At 39.3% G+C, this 15,151-nt stretch carries 12 protein-coding genes; 3 read left to right on the forward strand and 9 right to left on the reverse strand.

Annotated elements, in window-relative coordinates; genetic code table 11:
- Positions 1 to 46: 46 nt before the first annotated feature.
- The 5 genes from MHI57_RS12145 to MHI57_RS12165 all read right to left on the reverse strand — a co-directional run bounded on the left by MHI57_RS12145 (position 47) and on the right by MHI57_RS12165 (position 6,515).
- Positions 47 to 730 (reverse strand): ComF family protein, encoded by a 684-nt coding sequence (locus MHI57_RS12145; protein ID WP_340976514.1) that lies wholly within the window; start codon positions 728 to 730, stop codon positions 47 to 49.
- Positions 723 to 2,210, reverse strand: a complete 1,488-nt coding sequence (locus tag MHI57_RS12150; protein WP_340976515.1) for a DEAD/DEAH box helicase — start codon at positions 2,208 to 2,210, stop codon at positions 723 to 725. Before MHI57_RS12150 ends, MHI57_RS12145 begins: the two co-directional genes overlap by 8 nt.
- Positions 2,211 to 2,293: 83 nt before the next feature.
- Positions 2,294 to 3,133, reverse strand: coding sequence for a DegV family protein (locus tag MHI57_RS12155; RefSeq protein ID WP_095371821.1), 840 nt, complete (start codon positions 3,131 to 3,133; stop codon positions 2,294 to 2,296).
- A 1,482-nt stretch (positions 3,134 to 4,615) separates the two neighbouring features.
- The gene (locus tag MHI57_RS12160) at positions 4,616 to 5,299 is read right to left on the reverse strand and encodes a response regulator (RefSeq protein ID WP_224937162.1); all 684 of its coding nucleotides are present in this window, start codon (positions 5,297 to 5,299) and stop codon (positions 4,616 to 4,618) included.
- A 73-nt stretch (positions 5,300 to 5,372) separates the two neighbouring features.
- Positions 5,373 to 6,515 (reverse strand): sensor histidine kinase, encoded by a 1,143-nt coding sequence (locus tag MHI57_RS12165; protein WP_095371820.1) that lies wholly within the window; start codon positions 6,513 to 6,515, stop codon positions 5,373 to 5,375.
- Between the two features lie 337 nt (positions 6,516 to 6,852).
- Here MHI57_RS12165 and MHI57_RS12170 point away from each other — a divergent pair, with 337 nt between their 5' ends.
- Both MHI57_RS12170 and MHI57_RS12175 read left to right on the forward strand, forming a co-directional pair.
- Positions 6,853 to 7,491, forward strand: a complete 639-nt coding sequence (locus MHI57_RS12170) for a YigZ family protein (RefSeq protein WP_340976517.1) — start codon at positions 6,853 to 6,855, stop codon at positions 7,489 to 7,491.
- A gap of 88 nt (positions 7,492 to 7,579) precedes the next feature.
- Positions 7,580 to 8,686: an LCP family protein gene (locus MHI57_RS12175; protein ID WP_251162144.1), complete on the forward strand. Its 1,107-nt coding sequence runs from the start codon at positions 7,580 to 7,582 to the stop codon at positions 8,684 to 8,686.
- A 267-nt stretch (positions 8,687 to 8,953) separates the two neighbouring features.
- On the opposite strand, the gene MHI57_RS12180 is transcribed toward MHI57_RS12175, so the two are convergent.
- From MHI57_RS12180 to MHI57_RS12195, 4 genes are all read right to left on the reverse strand, one after another.
- The gene (locus tag MHI57_RS12180; RefSeq protein WP_340976521.1) at positions 8,954 to 10,258 is read right to left on the reverse strand and encodes a hypothetical protein; all 1,305 of its coding nucleotides are present in this window, start codon (positions 10,256 to 10,258) and stop codon (positions 8,954 to 8,956) included.
- A 116-nt stretch (positions 10,259 to 10,374) separates the two neighbouring features.
- Entirely contained in the window at positions 10,375 to 11,424 is a 1,050-nt protein-coding gene (locus MHI57_RS12185; RefSeq protein WP_224937166.1) for an MraY family glycosyltransferase, read from the reverse strand.
- Between the two features lie 144 nt (positions 11,425 to 11,568).
- Entirely contained in the window at positions 11,569 to 12,675 is a 1,107-nt protein-coding gene (locus tag MHI57_RS12190; protein ID WP_340976523.1) for a glycosyltransferase, read from the reverse strand.
- Positions 12,676 to 12,752: 77 nt separating this feature from the next.
- A complete protein-coding gene (locus MHI57_RS12195; protein ID WP_340976525.1) occupies positions 12,753 to 13,484 on the reverse strand; it encodes a WecB/TagA/CpsF family glycosyltransferase in 732 nt (243 codons plus the stop codon).
- A gap of 99 nt (positions 13,485 to 13,583) precedes the next feature.
- Between MHI57_RS12195 and murJ the strand changes: the two genes are divergently transcribed.
- Positions 13,584 to 15,119 carry a murein biosynthesis integral membrane protein MurJ gene (gene murJ / locus MHI57_RS12200; protein ID WP_340976526.1) on the forward strand — a complete coding sequence of 512 codons (1,536 nt, stop codon included), beginning with the start codon at positions 13,584 to 13,586 and terminating at the stop codon, positions 15,117 to 15,119.
- The last annotated feature ends 32 nt before the right edge of the window (positions 15,120 to 15,151 follow it).

Here is a 15,151-nt window from a genome sequence, read left to right on the forward strand (position 1 = left end):
TACTGATAGCTTCTATTCTATATATCGTCAGCATCGGCTAACTTTTTTAACTTCTTGCCATCGTCAATGATCGAACCTCACTTGCTCCTGCCTCTTTTAGCAATTTAGCTGCATGATAAAGAGTCGTACCTGTTGTATAAATATCGTCGACGATTAACACTTTCTTCCCGCTTATTTCTTGTTGACCCGTGAATCGAAAAACTTGTGGTGTCTCTAATCTTTCCTTTCTTGTTTTCTTCGATTGTTTTTCTGTATGCATACGGGTGAGGAGAATGGTGGGCTTTTTGCCTAATGCGGTGATCAGTGCTTCTGATTGATTGAACCCTCTTTCATAGCGTCTTTCTTCACTCAGCGGAATCGGTGTAATAAGATCAAAGCTTATTTGTTTTAATTTGGATTTTAGCAAATCAGCAATTGCAACTGCGAGGATATAATCGCCACGATACTTATATTGAGCAAGCACTTGCTGACAAAAAGAGTTGTATGCTAATACAGAAATATTCTCGTCCAGACAACCGCTATATATTGGATCCGCCTGCCACTTCTTACAGTCGAGACAGATTTCAGCCGTTTCCATCCACCGGTGGCAAGTTGGGCAAGTGGGACCTTTGATAAATGTCCATTTTGCTATACAGTCTTCACACCAAAATGACTGCGCAGCTTTTTGAAACAATGCTTGAAATCCACCAGGAAGTTGCATTTCTTTTTGACAATAGAGACAGCTATTCATGAAGTAAGCCCCTTTGTTTTGCTTCTTTATTCATTTGCAGTATTTGCTTTTTAGCCCGTACCATTGCAGTTGTTTTACCATAATGAAAAAAAACAACATCTCCTGTTGGTGCCTCAACACTTCTCCCAACCCTTCCAGCTATTTGAACAAGCGCACTTTCTGTGAAAATACGCTCTTCTGCTCCTAATACAGCAACATCTATATGAGGAAAAGTCACTCCTCTTTCTAAAATCGTCGTTGTGAGTAAAATAAGCGTCTCTTGCTTTCTCATTTTCTGGACTTTTTCTTTTCGTAAAGGATCTTCCGCATGCACTGCCTCCACTTTAGGATGAAGTTTTTGTATGAGAGGTAGCATATCATCTATTAGCTTAATTTTAGGAATAAACAGCAAAACCTGTTTCTCTTTTTCAATGCGTTGCTGTAACCATTTTTTTAACACAAAAGGGAGACGGGCGTTTTTTAGGGGGATTGTCCATTGTCCAATCCATTTAAATTGAGGAATCGGTAAAGGAAAGCGATGGAAACGAGCAGGGATGGTCATATATGCTCTTTTATTTTGCCGACATTCTTTTTGCCACTTCCTTGAAGGAGTAGCTGTTAAATAAATCGTGGCAGCTGCAGACTTTTTCGCTTGCTGAACAGCATACTGGAGTGTGGCATCCATTGTGTAAGGAAAGGCATCCACTTCATCAACAATGACTGTATCAAAAGCACGATAAAAGCGGAATAACTGATGTGTTGTACTGATGACTAGATTGGCAAAAAGGTGCCGGTCTTCACTTCCACCATACAGTGCGGCAACCGTGGTGTGGGGAAACACTTTTTTCAGACGGGGTGCGAGTTCTAAGACGACATCTGTTCTTGGAGTAGCAAGGCACACGCGCTGACCTTGCTTTAGTGCATGAGCGATTCCTGCAAAAAGCACTTCGGTTTTACCTGCGCCACATACCGCCCAAACCAGGTACTCTTTTTTGTTATCAATGGCTGCGACAACTGCTGTAGATGCTTGTTGCTGTCCTGTAGAAAGCGTCCCATCCCATTTTAACGGTTGGTCGACTATTAGGGTGCTCGGGCTTGGTCCATTCCAACTAAAAAGTGGAGTACAAGCCGACACTCTCCCCATCATCAAGCAATTGCGACAATAATGGCATTGCTCATTTCCACAACGAGCACAAGGATATGTCGCTAAATGATGACTACTGCCACAGCGAGCACATTTGATTTTTCTACCTTCTTTTATGAAGGGTCGACGAAGCGTGATATAACCTTCGTTCACATGGGTGAATAATTCTTCTACAGGGTGAGAAATTTCATCTAGCAGTAATTGTTTACCAAATAGGAATGTCTGAATTTGTGGATTGAAGCGGTATGTAGGGCTGTGATTATGGTGAGGGATGTTCGGAAGTTCTGTAATAGTGTAAGAAGCTGAGTCGTGGTGAAATACGGGGATGAGTAGGTGATCTTTCATGAGTATTCGCATATAGACTCCTTTCGTGGCTAAAAAAAGGAGTTATTTCAGCAGTGGTTCGTTTTGTCTGCGATAATAACTCCTTAGTAGATGTATTATTTTTTTACCCAGCCAAGACCCATTGAGCCTTCGCCAAGATGTGTACCAATAACGGCACCAAAATAGCTTATACCAAAAGTGACATTCGGTAATTGTGCTTCTAGCTCTTCCTTCCATTTCTGCGCTTCCTCTAAACGGTTTGCATGAATAATAGAGGCTTCATAAGCTTCTCCACTCGCTGCATCTTCCGCTAACAAATCAACGATTCGTTTCATTGCTTTTTTACGCGTACGGATTTTTTCGAATGGCACGATGAGCTTATTTTCAAAATGAAGCAATGGTTTCACTTGGAGAAGACTTCCTAAGATTGCTTGCGCACTTGATAAGCGGCCACCTCTTTGTAGATGTGACAGATCATCAACCATAAAATAAGCACGAATGGATTGTTTCATTTCATTCAGTTTGTCCATAATTTCTGCTGGCGACTTCCCGTCAGCTGCCATTTCGGCTGCTTTGACGACATAGAAACCTTGTACACGTGCGCTAATTTCTGAGTCAAAAGGATAGACGGTAATGCCTTCAACCATATTACCGGCAGAGACTGCCCCTTGATAGGTGCCACTAATACCGCTTGATAAGTGGATGGAGATGATGGCATCATAGTCTTGCTTCAACGTTTCAAACAATGTGACAAAATCACCTACGGATGGCTGTGATGTTTTCGGCAAATCCTTATGTTTGACTTCCTCATAAAAACTTTCTGCAGTGATTTCTATTTCTTCTTTATATGATTCATTGCCAAATATCACACTCAGCGGGATCATGTGAATATTCAGCTTTTCTCTCAATTCTTGTGTGATATAAGATGTACTATCCGTTACTACGGCCGTTTTCATAAATAGAGTGACTCCTTCACTTTTTTCTCTACTATATGTTCTGTTACCATTCTATATGAAAGTTAATAAAAATGCATTAAGTTTAGAGAGGTTTAAGGGGAAATCTTTTACTTTTTGGTGGGCTTTTGGGGTGGTTGGTTTGATTCATACTCGAAGGCTGGGGTTTAACTTTTGCGATAGTGTAAGAGCGCAGGCTTTGATTGTATATTGTATGGTAGCTCCTTCTCCGGTCATGAGTCTACTCTTCCTCCATGATCCAGTTATGAAACACCTAGAGTAAATTAGGATTTAGACATTTTATTTGATAATCCCCCTTTTATGTGTGTCGCAACTCTCAGCTCAGGTTCCTTTTCTTGGGGACTTGGCGATATTTATATCGAATATCTTAGACTCGAGAGGGATCGGAGAAATTAATGCGGTTCCTTCTTTTAAGCTACTTATCTTCTCCTTTCTTCTTTTATTAGTCGGGATTCTCGCTTTTACGCTACTTATCTTTCACTCTCTTTTTTATTAGTCGCGATTCTCATCTTTGCGCTACTTATCTTCTACTCTCTTCTTTTTTTAGTCGCGATTCTCACTTTTTCCCTACTTATCTTTCACTTTCTTCTTTTTTTAGTCGCGATTCTTGCCTTTGCCCTACTTATCTTCTCCTCTCTTCTTTTTTTAGTCGCGATTCTCACTTTTTCCCTACTTATCTTTCACTTTCTTCTTTTATTAGTCGGGATTCTTGCCTTTGCCCTACTTATCTTTCACTTTCTTCTTTTATTAGTCGCGATTCTCGCATTTGCCCTACTTATCTTCTCCTCTCTTCTTTTTTCAGTCGCGATTCTTGCCTTTGCCCTACTTATCTTTCAATTTCTTCTTTTATTAGTCGCAATTCTCATCTTTGCCCTACTTATCTTCTTCTCTCTTCTTTTTTTAGTCGCGATTCTCGCATTTGCCCTACTTATCTTTCAATTTCTTCTTTTATTAGTCGCAATTCTCATCTTTGCCCTACTTATCTTCTCCTCTCTTCTTTTTTTAGTCGCGATTCTCACTTTTTCCCTACTTATCTTTCACTTTCTTCTTTTATTAGTCGCGATTCTTGCCTTTGCCCTACTTATCTTTCAATTTCTTCTTTTATTAGTCGCGATTCTCACTTTTTCCCTACTTATCTTTCACTTTCTTCTTTTATTAGTCGCGATTCTCATCTTTGCCCTACTTATCTTTCACTCTCTTCTTTTACTAGTCGCGAACCTTTTGCGCTCTCGTCCTCTTTTTTAATCGCAATTTCTTCTTTCACGCGACTCATATGTTCTACTCCTCCCCTATTATCTACGAAACTTCTACATTGCTCATTTTTCTTATAATTATGTCTCTCCCTTCATGAAATGGACTTCTTCCCTTCCCTTGACCCACCTTTTTATCTTCGAACCGATCCGCATTTACAACAAAAAAACACCCCAATGCGGAGTGTTTCTTCATATGTATGAAAGGCTGGGATTAGCGAACTTCTACCCAACCGTTTTTGATGGCTACGACAACCGCTTGTGTACGGTCATTGACGTTCATTTTTTGCAGGATGTTACTTACATGGTTTTTGACTGTTTTTTCACTAATATATAATGCTTCACCGATGCCGCGGTTACTTTTTCCGTCTGCAAGAAGTTGGAGCACTTCACACTCGCGTCGAGTAAGTAAATGTAGCGGACGACGGATTTCGATTTGTCCATAAGCGCCTGTTGTGCCAGTTCCTTCTGAAGCAAGGCGACGGTATTCATTGACAAGATTGTGCGTTACTTTCGGATGAAGGTAAGAACCACCCTCTGCAACTACTTTTACTGCCTCAACTAATGCATCTGCATCCATTTCTTTAAGTAGGTAACCACTTGCTCCGGTTTTTAAAGCGTGCGTTACATAGTTTTCATCATCATGGATTGAAAGAATGATTACTTTAGAATCTGGATATTTCTCTACTAATTGACGCGTTGCTTCCACGCCATTAATATTCGGCATGTTAATATCCATGATAACTACGTCTGGTTGATTTTCTTCAACGAGTCTGATCGCTTCGTCGCCATCGTCACCTTCTGCTACCACGTTAAATGTTTTTTCAAAATCAAGAATACGTTTTACGCCCTCTCGGAAAAGTTGATGGTCGTCAATAATTACTATTTTAGTATTCAAGTTCTTCCCCTCCCAATCTTCAACTGTTTTATATCTATCATGATGTTTGACCAGTTTCAACATCAATTAAATATTATTTCATATAAGGTACTTGAATAATAATAATTGTGCCTTTACCAATATTGGAATCTATCGAAAGCTGGCCCTCCAGAAGTTCAACTCTTTCTCTCATGCCGATAATACCAAAGGATTGTGCTTTTTTCTTATTAATATCAAACCCTTTACCATTATCTCTAATTACGACTGCTATTCTTTCATTATTAATTTCAGTTTTAACAATAATCTCTTCTGCATCAGCATGCTTCATCGCATTCTGCACAGCTTCTTGAATGAGTCGGAATAGCGCCACTTCATATTGACTTGGTAAACGAACTTCTTTACCAACATTCATGAAAGTGATTTTGGTCGAATTATGATATTCTTCGATTGTTTGTAGATACTTCTTTAATGTAGGAACAAGACCTAAGTCATCTAAAGCCATTGGTCTCAGGTCATAAATAATTCTTCGGACCTCATATAAAGCACTTCTGACCATTTTCTTTAAATTCCTTATTTCCTCCATGGCTTCATCTGTGCCACGCTCTTTATAAACACGTTCAATCAAATCAGAGCGCATCATCACATTCGCCATCATTTGCGCCGGGCCGTCATGTATTTCACGTGAGAGCCTTTTACGCTCTTCTTCTTGCGCCTCAATAATTTGTAGGCCAAACTCTTGTTTCATCTTCGCATCTTCAAGCATCTCACCCATTTGTTTGATGTCACTCATCAAGTAGTTCATGACAACAGTAATTTGGGAAATTAAATGCTCGGCACGCTCAATCGTATCACTAACGCCCACTAATCTTCTTTCAATGTCGTCTCTCCGGTCACGAAGCTGCTTTTCCATTTGCCGATTCATCGATAGATCCATTTGTAATTGATGGGCTTTTTCATATGCATCACGTACTTGCGCTTCCGTGTAATCTTTGAAATGCATACTGACTTCAGATAATCGTTTACGCGCAAAACGTGTTTGACTTTCTAAACGGTCGCCTTCATCAATGACTTTAATAACCATTACCTTTACATCTTTCAGTTCTTCGGTTAAGGTCTCATAATCTTTTCGACATTGCTCACCAATCCGGAAAATTTCATTCTTACTCGTACCGACCGTTTCTATCATTTTTTCTAAAATTAAATCGAGCGACTTCGTATCAAATTTTTTTATACTCATTCGCGATTCCTCCAAGGGTATACCCTGTTGTTGCTATTCCTTATTTTACCTTGAAAAGCGGTATTCGACCATGTGTAGCGGCAGAAAATAATACCATTTGACACAAAATTCGATAAATAGTCGCACGCTTGAAAATTATTTATATGTCATATATCCTAATTTTATGTTAAAAAAAGAGGATTATTGGCAATATCTATAGTTATCCTCAGATACATACTTATTATATCACTTCAACGATTCGACAATATTAAAGTTTGTTTACAATCTATTAATATTTATGTTTTCCGAAGATTGTCGAATTATAATAGGAAGAGACTTGCAGGAAGGAGCGATATTTTTGCTTCCACAATATCATACCGTTAAAGGGTACGGGGAACATGAAATTATTATACAAAAATCTAGATTTATTGCATATATTGACCGAGCAGAAACAGAAGAAGAAGCGCAAGAATTTATTCAGAAAATAAAGAAGCAAAACTGGAATGCCACTCATAATTGTTCTGCCTATTTAATTGGTGAGCATGATTTAATTCAGAAAGCTAACGATGATGGTGAACCGAGTGGTACAGCTGGTGTACCGATGCTTGAAGTGTTAAAGAAGAGACAATTAAAGGATACTGTTGTGGTAGTCACCCGCTATTTTGGTGGCACTAAACTTGGTGCCGGCGGTTTAATTCGCGCTTACGGCAAAGCTACATCCGAAGGTTTACTTGCTACAGGTATAGTTGAAAGAAAGCTAATGCGCATCATGCATACAAAAGTTGATTATACTTTTCTTGGAAAACTAGAAAATGAATTACGCGCTTCCATTTATGCAATAAAAGAAATCCATTATGCCGATCTTGTTGAAATTGAAACTTATGTAAAAGATGAAGAAACAGCTAACTTCAATGCCTGGATGATCGAATTAACAAATGGACAAGCAGAAATAACTGAAGGTGACGTGTTATATTTAGAATCGACAATTTCTGAGTAAATATTTTACGTATATGCAAATCCATTGTAAAATAAACATTAACTATGTAAAGAATCGATTAAATTTTTACTAATAAAGGAGCAATCATATGTCTTATGATGGTCGTAATGCCCAAAAGGTGAGGAGACGTAAAGTGAAGCGCAGAAGACGTGTTTTCGCATTTATCCTTCTTCCTCTACTAGTCCTTGCCCTAAGTGCCACTGCCTACGGTGCCTATCTCTATAATAAAGCAGAGACAGCGATGAACAGCACATATAATCCACTAGAAAGAGAAACCAAGCGAGATGTAGCTGTACAACCTGATGTTGATAACTTTTCACTACTCATTATCGGAGTTGATGATAGTAGTAAACGGGGTTTTAGTAATTCAGCGCGTTCAGATGCATTAATGGTCGCAACATTTAATAAGGAATCAAAATCTATTAAACTATTAAGCATCCCTCGTGATTCTTATGTTCAGATTCCTAAGCTTGGTTATCAAGACAAAATCACCCATGCTCACGCTCACGGCGGACCACTCACTTCTATTGAAACGGTTGAGCAGCTACTCGATATTCCCATTGATTTTTACTTAAAGTTAAATTTTGATGCATTCATTGAGATTATTGATGCCCTAGGTGGAGTAGAAGTAGAAGTACCTTATGCCTTATCTGAGCAAGACTCAAATGACAACGCAGGGGCTATTCAATTAGAAGAAGGCTTGCAAACATTAAATGGAGAAGAAGCATTAGCGCTAGCACGTACGAGAAAGCAAGATAATGATATTATGCGCGGGCAAAGACAACAAGAAATCGTTAAAGCGATGATGAAAAAAGCCGTATCAGTAGATGCTATTTCGAAATACGGGGATGTCATCGAAGCAGTCGGAAACAATATGGAAACAGACCTTTCCTTCGACCAAATGAAATCACTTATTAGTTATGCGACTTCTAGTGGCATGACTCCAGATATTGAAATGCTCAATCTCAAAGGTCAAGATATGTACTTACCAAACTCTAATGGTAATCGTGTGTATTATTATCAAATAGATGATACTGGATTACAGGAAGTTATTTCAGAACTACAAAGCCATCTTGATTTAGGGACTACGAACCTCGGACAAAACGAATCTACTGATCCGACAAATGGCGAGAGTTCAACAGACGGCGAAATTTCTACTGAATCAAGTGAAGCTGGTTATAATAACGGATATTAATAGAATGATTCTTTATAGAAACCCCCAAACAAAAAATTGTTTGGGGGTTTTTATTCAGACACACCTTACTCATACTGTTGTGGTTCTCTTTTAGGTGGGCTCATTCTCTCTAGTTTTCTAGCTACTGGTATGGGCATTTCTCGTTTGTCCAGACTTCTTTCTATTTTTTTCTTTTCAATTAAAGGGGCACCTTATAAAGCTTGATAGCCTTTTGATAAGAATGTACGGGAATTTATACATGCATCTCCGTTTCTTGTTACTTTACACTTATACATGGCTTTCTTTCCCGCACTTCTCTGCCTTCTCCTTTTGGCTTTTGCACTTATACACGGCTTGTGCGCAGTTCCCTGGCTTTTTCTCTCTCTGTTTTGCGCATATACTCGGCTTCCGCGCAATTTCGTGATCTTTCTCTCTTACTTTTGCGTGTATATGCCACTTGTGCGCAGTTCTCCGGCTTTTCCCTCTTGCTTTTGCGCGTATACTCGGCTTGCGCGCAATTCCGTGATTTTTCTCCCTTACTTCTGCGCGTATATGCCATTTGTGCGCAGTTCCCTGGCTTTTTCCTCTCATTTTTGCGCGTATACACCGCTTGCGCGCAATTCTGTGATCTTTCTCTCTTACTTTTGCGCGTATATGCCATTTGCGCGCAGTTCCCTGGCTTTTCCCTCTTGCTTTTGCGCGTATACACGGCTTGCGCGCAATTCCGTGATTTTTCTCCCTTATTTTTGCGCGTATATGCCATTTGTGCGCAGTTCCCTGGCTTTTTCCTCTCATTTTTGCGCGTATACACGGTTTGCGCGCAATTCCGTAATCTTTCTCTCTTACTTTTGCGCGTATATGCCATTTGTGCGCAGTTCCCTCGCTTTTCCCTCTTGCTTTTGCACGTATACACGGCTTGCGCGCAATTCCGTGATTTTTCTCCCTTACTTTTGCGCGTGTATGCCATTTGTGCGCAGTTCCCTCGCTTTTTCCTCTCATTTTTGCGCGTATACACCGCTTGCGCGCAATTCTTTGATCTTTCTCTCTTACTTTTGCGCGTATATGCCATTTGTGCGCAGTTCCCTGGCTTTTTCCTCTAGCTTTTGCGCGTATACACCGCTTGCGCGCAATTCTTTGATCTTTCTCTCTTACTTTTGCGCGTATATGCCATTTGCGCGCAGTTCTCCGACTTTTCCCTCTTGCTTTTGCGCGTATATGCCATTTGTGCGCAGTTCCCTCGCTTTTTCCTCTCATTTTTGCGCGTATACACCGCTTGCGCGCAATTTCGTGATTTTTCTCCCTTACTTTTGCGCGTATATGCCATTTGTGCGCAGTTCCCTGGCTTTTCCCTCTCATTTTTGCGCGTATACACCGCTTGCGCGCAATTCCGTAATCTTTCTCTCTTACTTTTGCGCGTATACTCGATTTACGCGCAGTACTCAGGTCTCTTCCTTCTTCTTTTTGCGCGCATATACCATTTACGCGCAGTTCTTTCCTATTCTCTTTCACTTTTACACAAATAGGATCCACGGCTTGTGCGCAGTTCCCATTATACCTTCTATTCGGCATCATCCTTCTAACAGCTCTCGCCAATTTTGTAGTTAACCAATGGCTCTAGATAAAGCATTACTCTACCAATTTTTCCTTATCAACCTTATCAACCTCTTAATCTACAAAAAAAAAGCTAACCAATTTGGTTAGCTTTTGTATCAGTTGCCTTTTCCTTTGAGTCTTTTCAATAGGGGCTGGTAGTCTTTGCCGAGTAGACCGATCAGTTCGGCAAATAATTCGAGCATGACAAGGACAACGGCTATTAGTAAGATGGCTCCCCATACTTTTGCTTGAGAGAAGATAATGGCAATCATGCCAAAAGTAGCTGCCATCGCATAAATTAATAAGACTGTTTGGCGATGGGTAAAGCCTGCATTCAATAAGCAATGATGGAGATGTGATTTATCTGGTGCTGATATCGGTTGCTTGTTTAAAATCCTTCTAAATATCGCAAAAATCGTATCGGATAATGGGACACCTAAAATTAAAATAGGGATAATAAACGAAATCACTGTTACATTTTTAAAGCCGAGCAATGACAAGACAGCAATCATATATCCTAAAAAGAGAGCCCCTGTATCGCCCATAAATATTTTCGCTGGATGAAAGTTAAAGACAAGAAACCCGAGTGTAGCTACCATTAACAAAGAAGCCATGGCAATTACATACGTATTACCCATGAATACAGCCATCCCAGCAATCGTAAATAGCGCAATCGATGATACTCCAGCTGCTAATCCGTCAAGACCATCAATTAGGTTAATTGCATTCGTCACACCAACAATCCATAAGATTGTAATAGGGATAGCAAAATAACCAAAGTCGATCCGATTATCGCCAAAGAATGGGTTGTTAATAAACTCAACTTCCACATTTCCCCAAAAGACTACGATTAATGCGGCAGCAATTTGCCCTATCAATTTATACTTAGCAGGTAATTGATATTTATCATCTAACATACCGATTATAACGATGATAAATGCACCGACCATGATCGGGATATGCACTTCTTTATTTGGTGAGAAGATTAGCACACCGAGCATGAAGCTTAAATAAATCGCTAAACCACCTAAACGAGGCATCACTTTTTCATGGACTTTTCGATTATTTGGTTTGTCTGTTGCTCCTATCTTAAAGGCCAGTCGTTTTACCAGCGGTGTTAAAAGAACGGAGCATATAAAACATAATATTAAGGTCAAATAAATCATAAAGACCCTCCTTATGGATAGCATGCCCCTCTTTCACACTTGGAACCAGGCATAATTTACAAATTCGTACAATTGTATATCGAACCTATTATATCATAGTTGTACCATTTAAAAAGGTACTTTTTTTGACAAAATCCGCAATATTTATGTCCAATTTTTGTAGGCGTCCATCACATTTTCCCGAAAATGCTCCACACTAAACCACCTTGATGCATGTTTATAGAGATTTTCTCCAATTTTTTTCAAGGAACCTACATAATGGGCATTGATCGCCTCTTCAATTGCTAGCGCTAATGCGTCGACATCTTTCACTGGAACAAGCCAGCCATAATCTTTCGATGGAATCAATTCACAGACCCCACCAACATCGGTCGAAATCACCGGCTTTTTCGCTCTTGCTGCCTCTAATAAGACAATTGGAAAATTCTCACTTAATGATGATAATAGATGAAGATCTGAAATTTGTAATAAGGCATCAATATCCTGTCTATATCCTAAAAATTTAATTTGTTTAGCTAATCCTTTGTTGTTCACAAAAGCTTTTAATTCTTGTTCTAAAAAGCCATCTCCTATTAAAAGGAGTTTGACCTGAGGTGCTTTAGCCATGACACGGCTGATGGCTTCTAAGGCAATCCGATGGCCCTTTACAGGTGTGAGTCTCGCCACCATAGCAATTACAAAATCATTCGCCTCAAGGCCTAACCCTTTACGTTCAAGCGTACAAGACTGCATCTGTCTATTAAAATCTATGCCATTGAAAATAGTCTTCACTTTACTCCCATCCACACCATGTGAGAGCAAGAGCTCTTTGGAACGATTAGAAATGGCGAAATAATAATCAGGGTGCTTCAAAAGCCATAAATGCAACTTAGTAAAGGCTTTTCCTTTCAAGCCCCGATTAAGAAAATCATCATAGGGATTGCTATGTAATGTTGTCACCCACTTACATTCTCGGTAGGTTTTTTTTAGCAAATAACCATAAAGATTTGCTCGCGCACCATGTGTATGAATCATCGTCATTTGTTCTAATTCAATATATTTCTTTAAACGTTGGATGACTGATAGATCATATCTTTTTTTCGTAGCGAAAAGCTTTACGCGAATCCCTCGCTGTAATGCCTTCTGATAAATCGGTCCAGGTTCAAAAATCCCTAGCGTAAAAACAGAAGGGTCACTATTCTCTAATAAATCAAGAATATGTGTCATGCCCCCACCTGTATCATTCCCTGCATTTAAATGGAGTACTTTCATCGTTGATATTCCATCCTTCTTCATAGTATCAGACGGAACAGCTTAGAAAATAGTTGCAGATTCTAGGGATTTTTACTTCAATCTCGCTTTCTGGATTGCCGTACTTGCTTCACAAATTGAGGTAAAACGAGCACCCTTCTCCAACGAGAGGGCTGCTTCAATAGGCGATAAAACCACTCTAACTTAAGGTTTTGCCAAAATTCAGGCGCTCGTTTCATTTCACCAGATATAATGTCAATCGTGCCACCGACCCCCATGAATAACCCTTTAGAGAAGCGATGATAATTAGTGGTGATCCATTCTTCCTGACGTGGAAAGCCTAAAGCAACCAAGACAATATCTGGCGCTAAAGCTGCTACCTCTTCAGCCACTTGCCCATCTTCCCAATCAAAATAACCATTATGTCTACCGACAAGGTTAATTCCCGGATAATCTTTTTCTATATTTTCAGCTGCTCTTTTATTTACTTGTTCCCTTCCTCCGAGAAGATATACATGCCAGCCTTTTTTATTTCCTTCTTCTAATAAGGACATTGTTAAATCAAAGCCTGTTACACGCTCTTTTATCGGCTTTTGAAGCATATTAGCAGCAAGTAGAATCCCATTACCATCAGGCACCACGTAATGAGCTGATTGAATAATCTTTTGATAATCTTTATTCTCTTTGGCATACATAACGATTTCCGGATTCGCTGTCACGACAAATGTTTTTTCTTGTTTATCTATATGGTTGGTTAAAATGGATTCCATTTCTGCAAAGCTTGTATTAATAAAGGGAACCCCAAGTATATTTACGTAATCATGACTCATTTTATAACCTCAATCTTTATCTTAATAGTCGGTGTTTTAGTTTACACCGTTCTGATTATACTAATAATAAAAAGCACTTTTCCTTAAAGGAGATTCATGATGAAAAAACAGCTTATCCAAGCTGCGGGACTCATAACAGGTATTGCAATCATTAGTAAGGTTCTAGGTTTTGTAAGAGAATTGCTTATGGCCTCTTATTTCGGTACTTCAACAGTGGCTGATGCTTACTTTGTAGCATCCATTATCCCTGTTTTATTATTCTCAGCAGTTGGCATGTCCATTACAACTGGTATCATCCCTCTATATGCTGAATTAAAAAAACAGCATTCACTCGAAGCACGAAACGTAGTAGGGGTACTTACGACTTTATTCCTCATTCTTGCATTAGCGATTACTGTCATCGCAATTCTATTCACCCCTATCATTACCCAATGGATGGCACCAGGGTTTACCGAAGAACAGTGGTATGTAACAAATGTATTAACGATTATCATGCTACCAAGCTTCTGCTTCTACGTTTTATCTGCCGTTTCAACTGGCATTTTAGAATACGAAAAGGAATTCGCACCACCCGCAATGGGAGCCATCCCGCAAAATATCCTGATTATCATTAGTATTGTCGTACTCTCACAGTTCTATGGGATATACGGTGTAGCCATTGCCACTTTGTTAGGAGCCATTAGTCAATTTCTTGTACAATACCCGTTTATAAAGAAGTATAAAGTAATTCGACTTAATTTTCATTTTAAAACCTATTCTCTATTCATTAAAAGAACCTTTTTTTCTTTTATGCCATTAATTATTACGTCCATTGCTTTTCAGTTTAATACAGTCATTGATCGCTTTTTTGCATCTGGACTGATAGATGGTAGCGTTTCAGCCTTAAACTATGCAAACAAGCTGATGTTTCTGCCGTTAAGTATCATTCTCCTATCCTTTATCACCGTGTTGTTTCCATCCATTATTGATACGGCGGCAGAGAATAAGAATGAGCTTACTCCACTAATCATTAGCGGTATGACGATTATTAGCTTAGTCGGCATACCTATTAGTGCGGTCATGTTAATAGAAAGCCGGACATTGATTGAAGTAGCTTATGAGAGAGGCGCATTCAATACGAACGCTACTACTATAACGAGCATTGCCTTTTTCTTTTATACAATCGGTATGATCGCCATCGCATTAAAGGAATTTTTAAATCGTTCGTTTATTGCCTTACAAAATGAGAAAATGACCATGATAGCTGCAATCGTCTCTATTATCGTCAATATCATTTTTAGTTTGATTTTAACACCTTTAATGGGTATTGGTGGTGTAGCCTTGGCTACTTCTATCAGCATGGTCTCACAGACGGTTGTTTTGCTATATTTTTTACGGAAGGAATTAGACATACCGAGACAAGAGATGAAGGATTTATTATTTTCTCAAGGAAAAGTATTCACGATGTTCTTACTCGTAACTGGCGGTCTTTTCGGCTTACATAAGCTCTATCATTCCTACTTACCAGCACTGCTGTCGATATCAGTGACAACCTTCACCGCCGTCATTTTCACTATACTAGTGGCTACATTATTGAGAATATCCGAAATGGAAAAGTTCGCTGAATGGGCTAGGACACTCAAGAGAAAGCCCTAACAGAATCAATCAAACGTTTGTTTAAAAAATGC

This window comes from Cytobacillus sp. FSL K6-0129 (assembly GCF_038007625.1).
Classification (GTDB): Bacteria; Bacillota; Bacilli; order Bacillales; family Cytobacillaceae; genus Cytobacillus; species Cytobacillus kochii.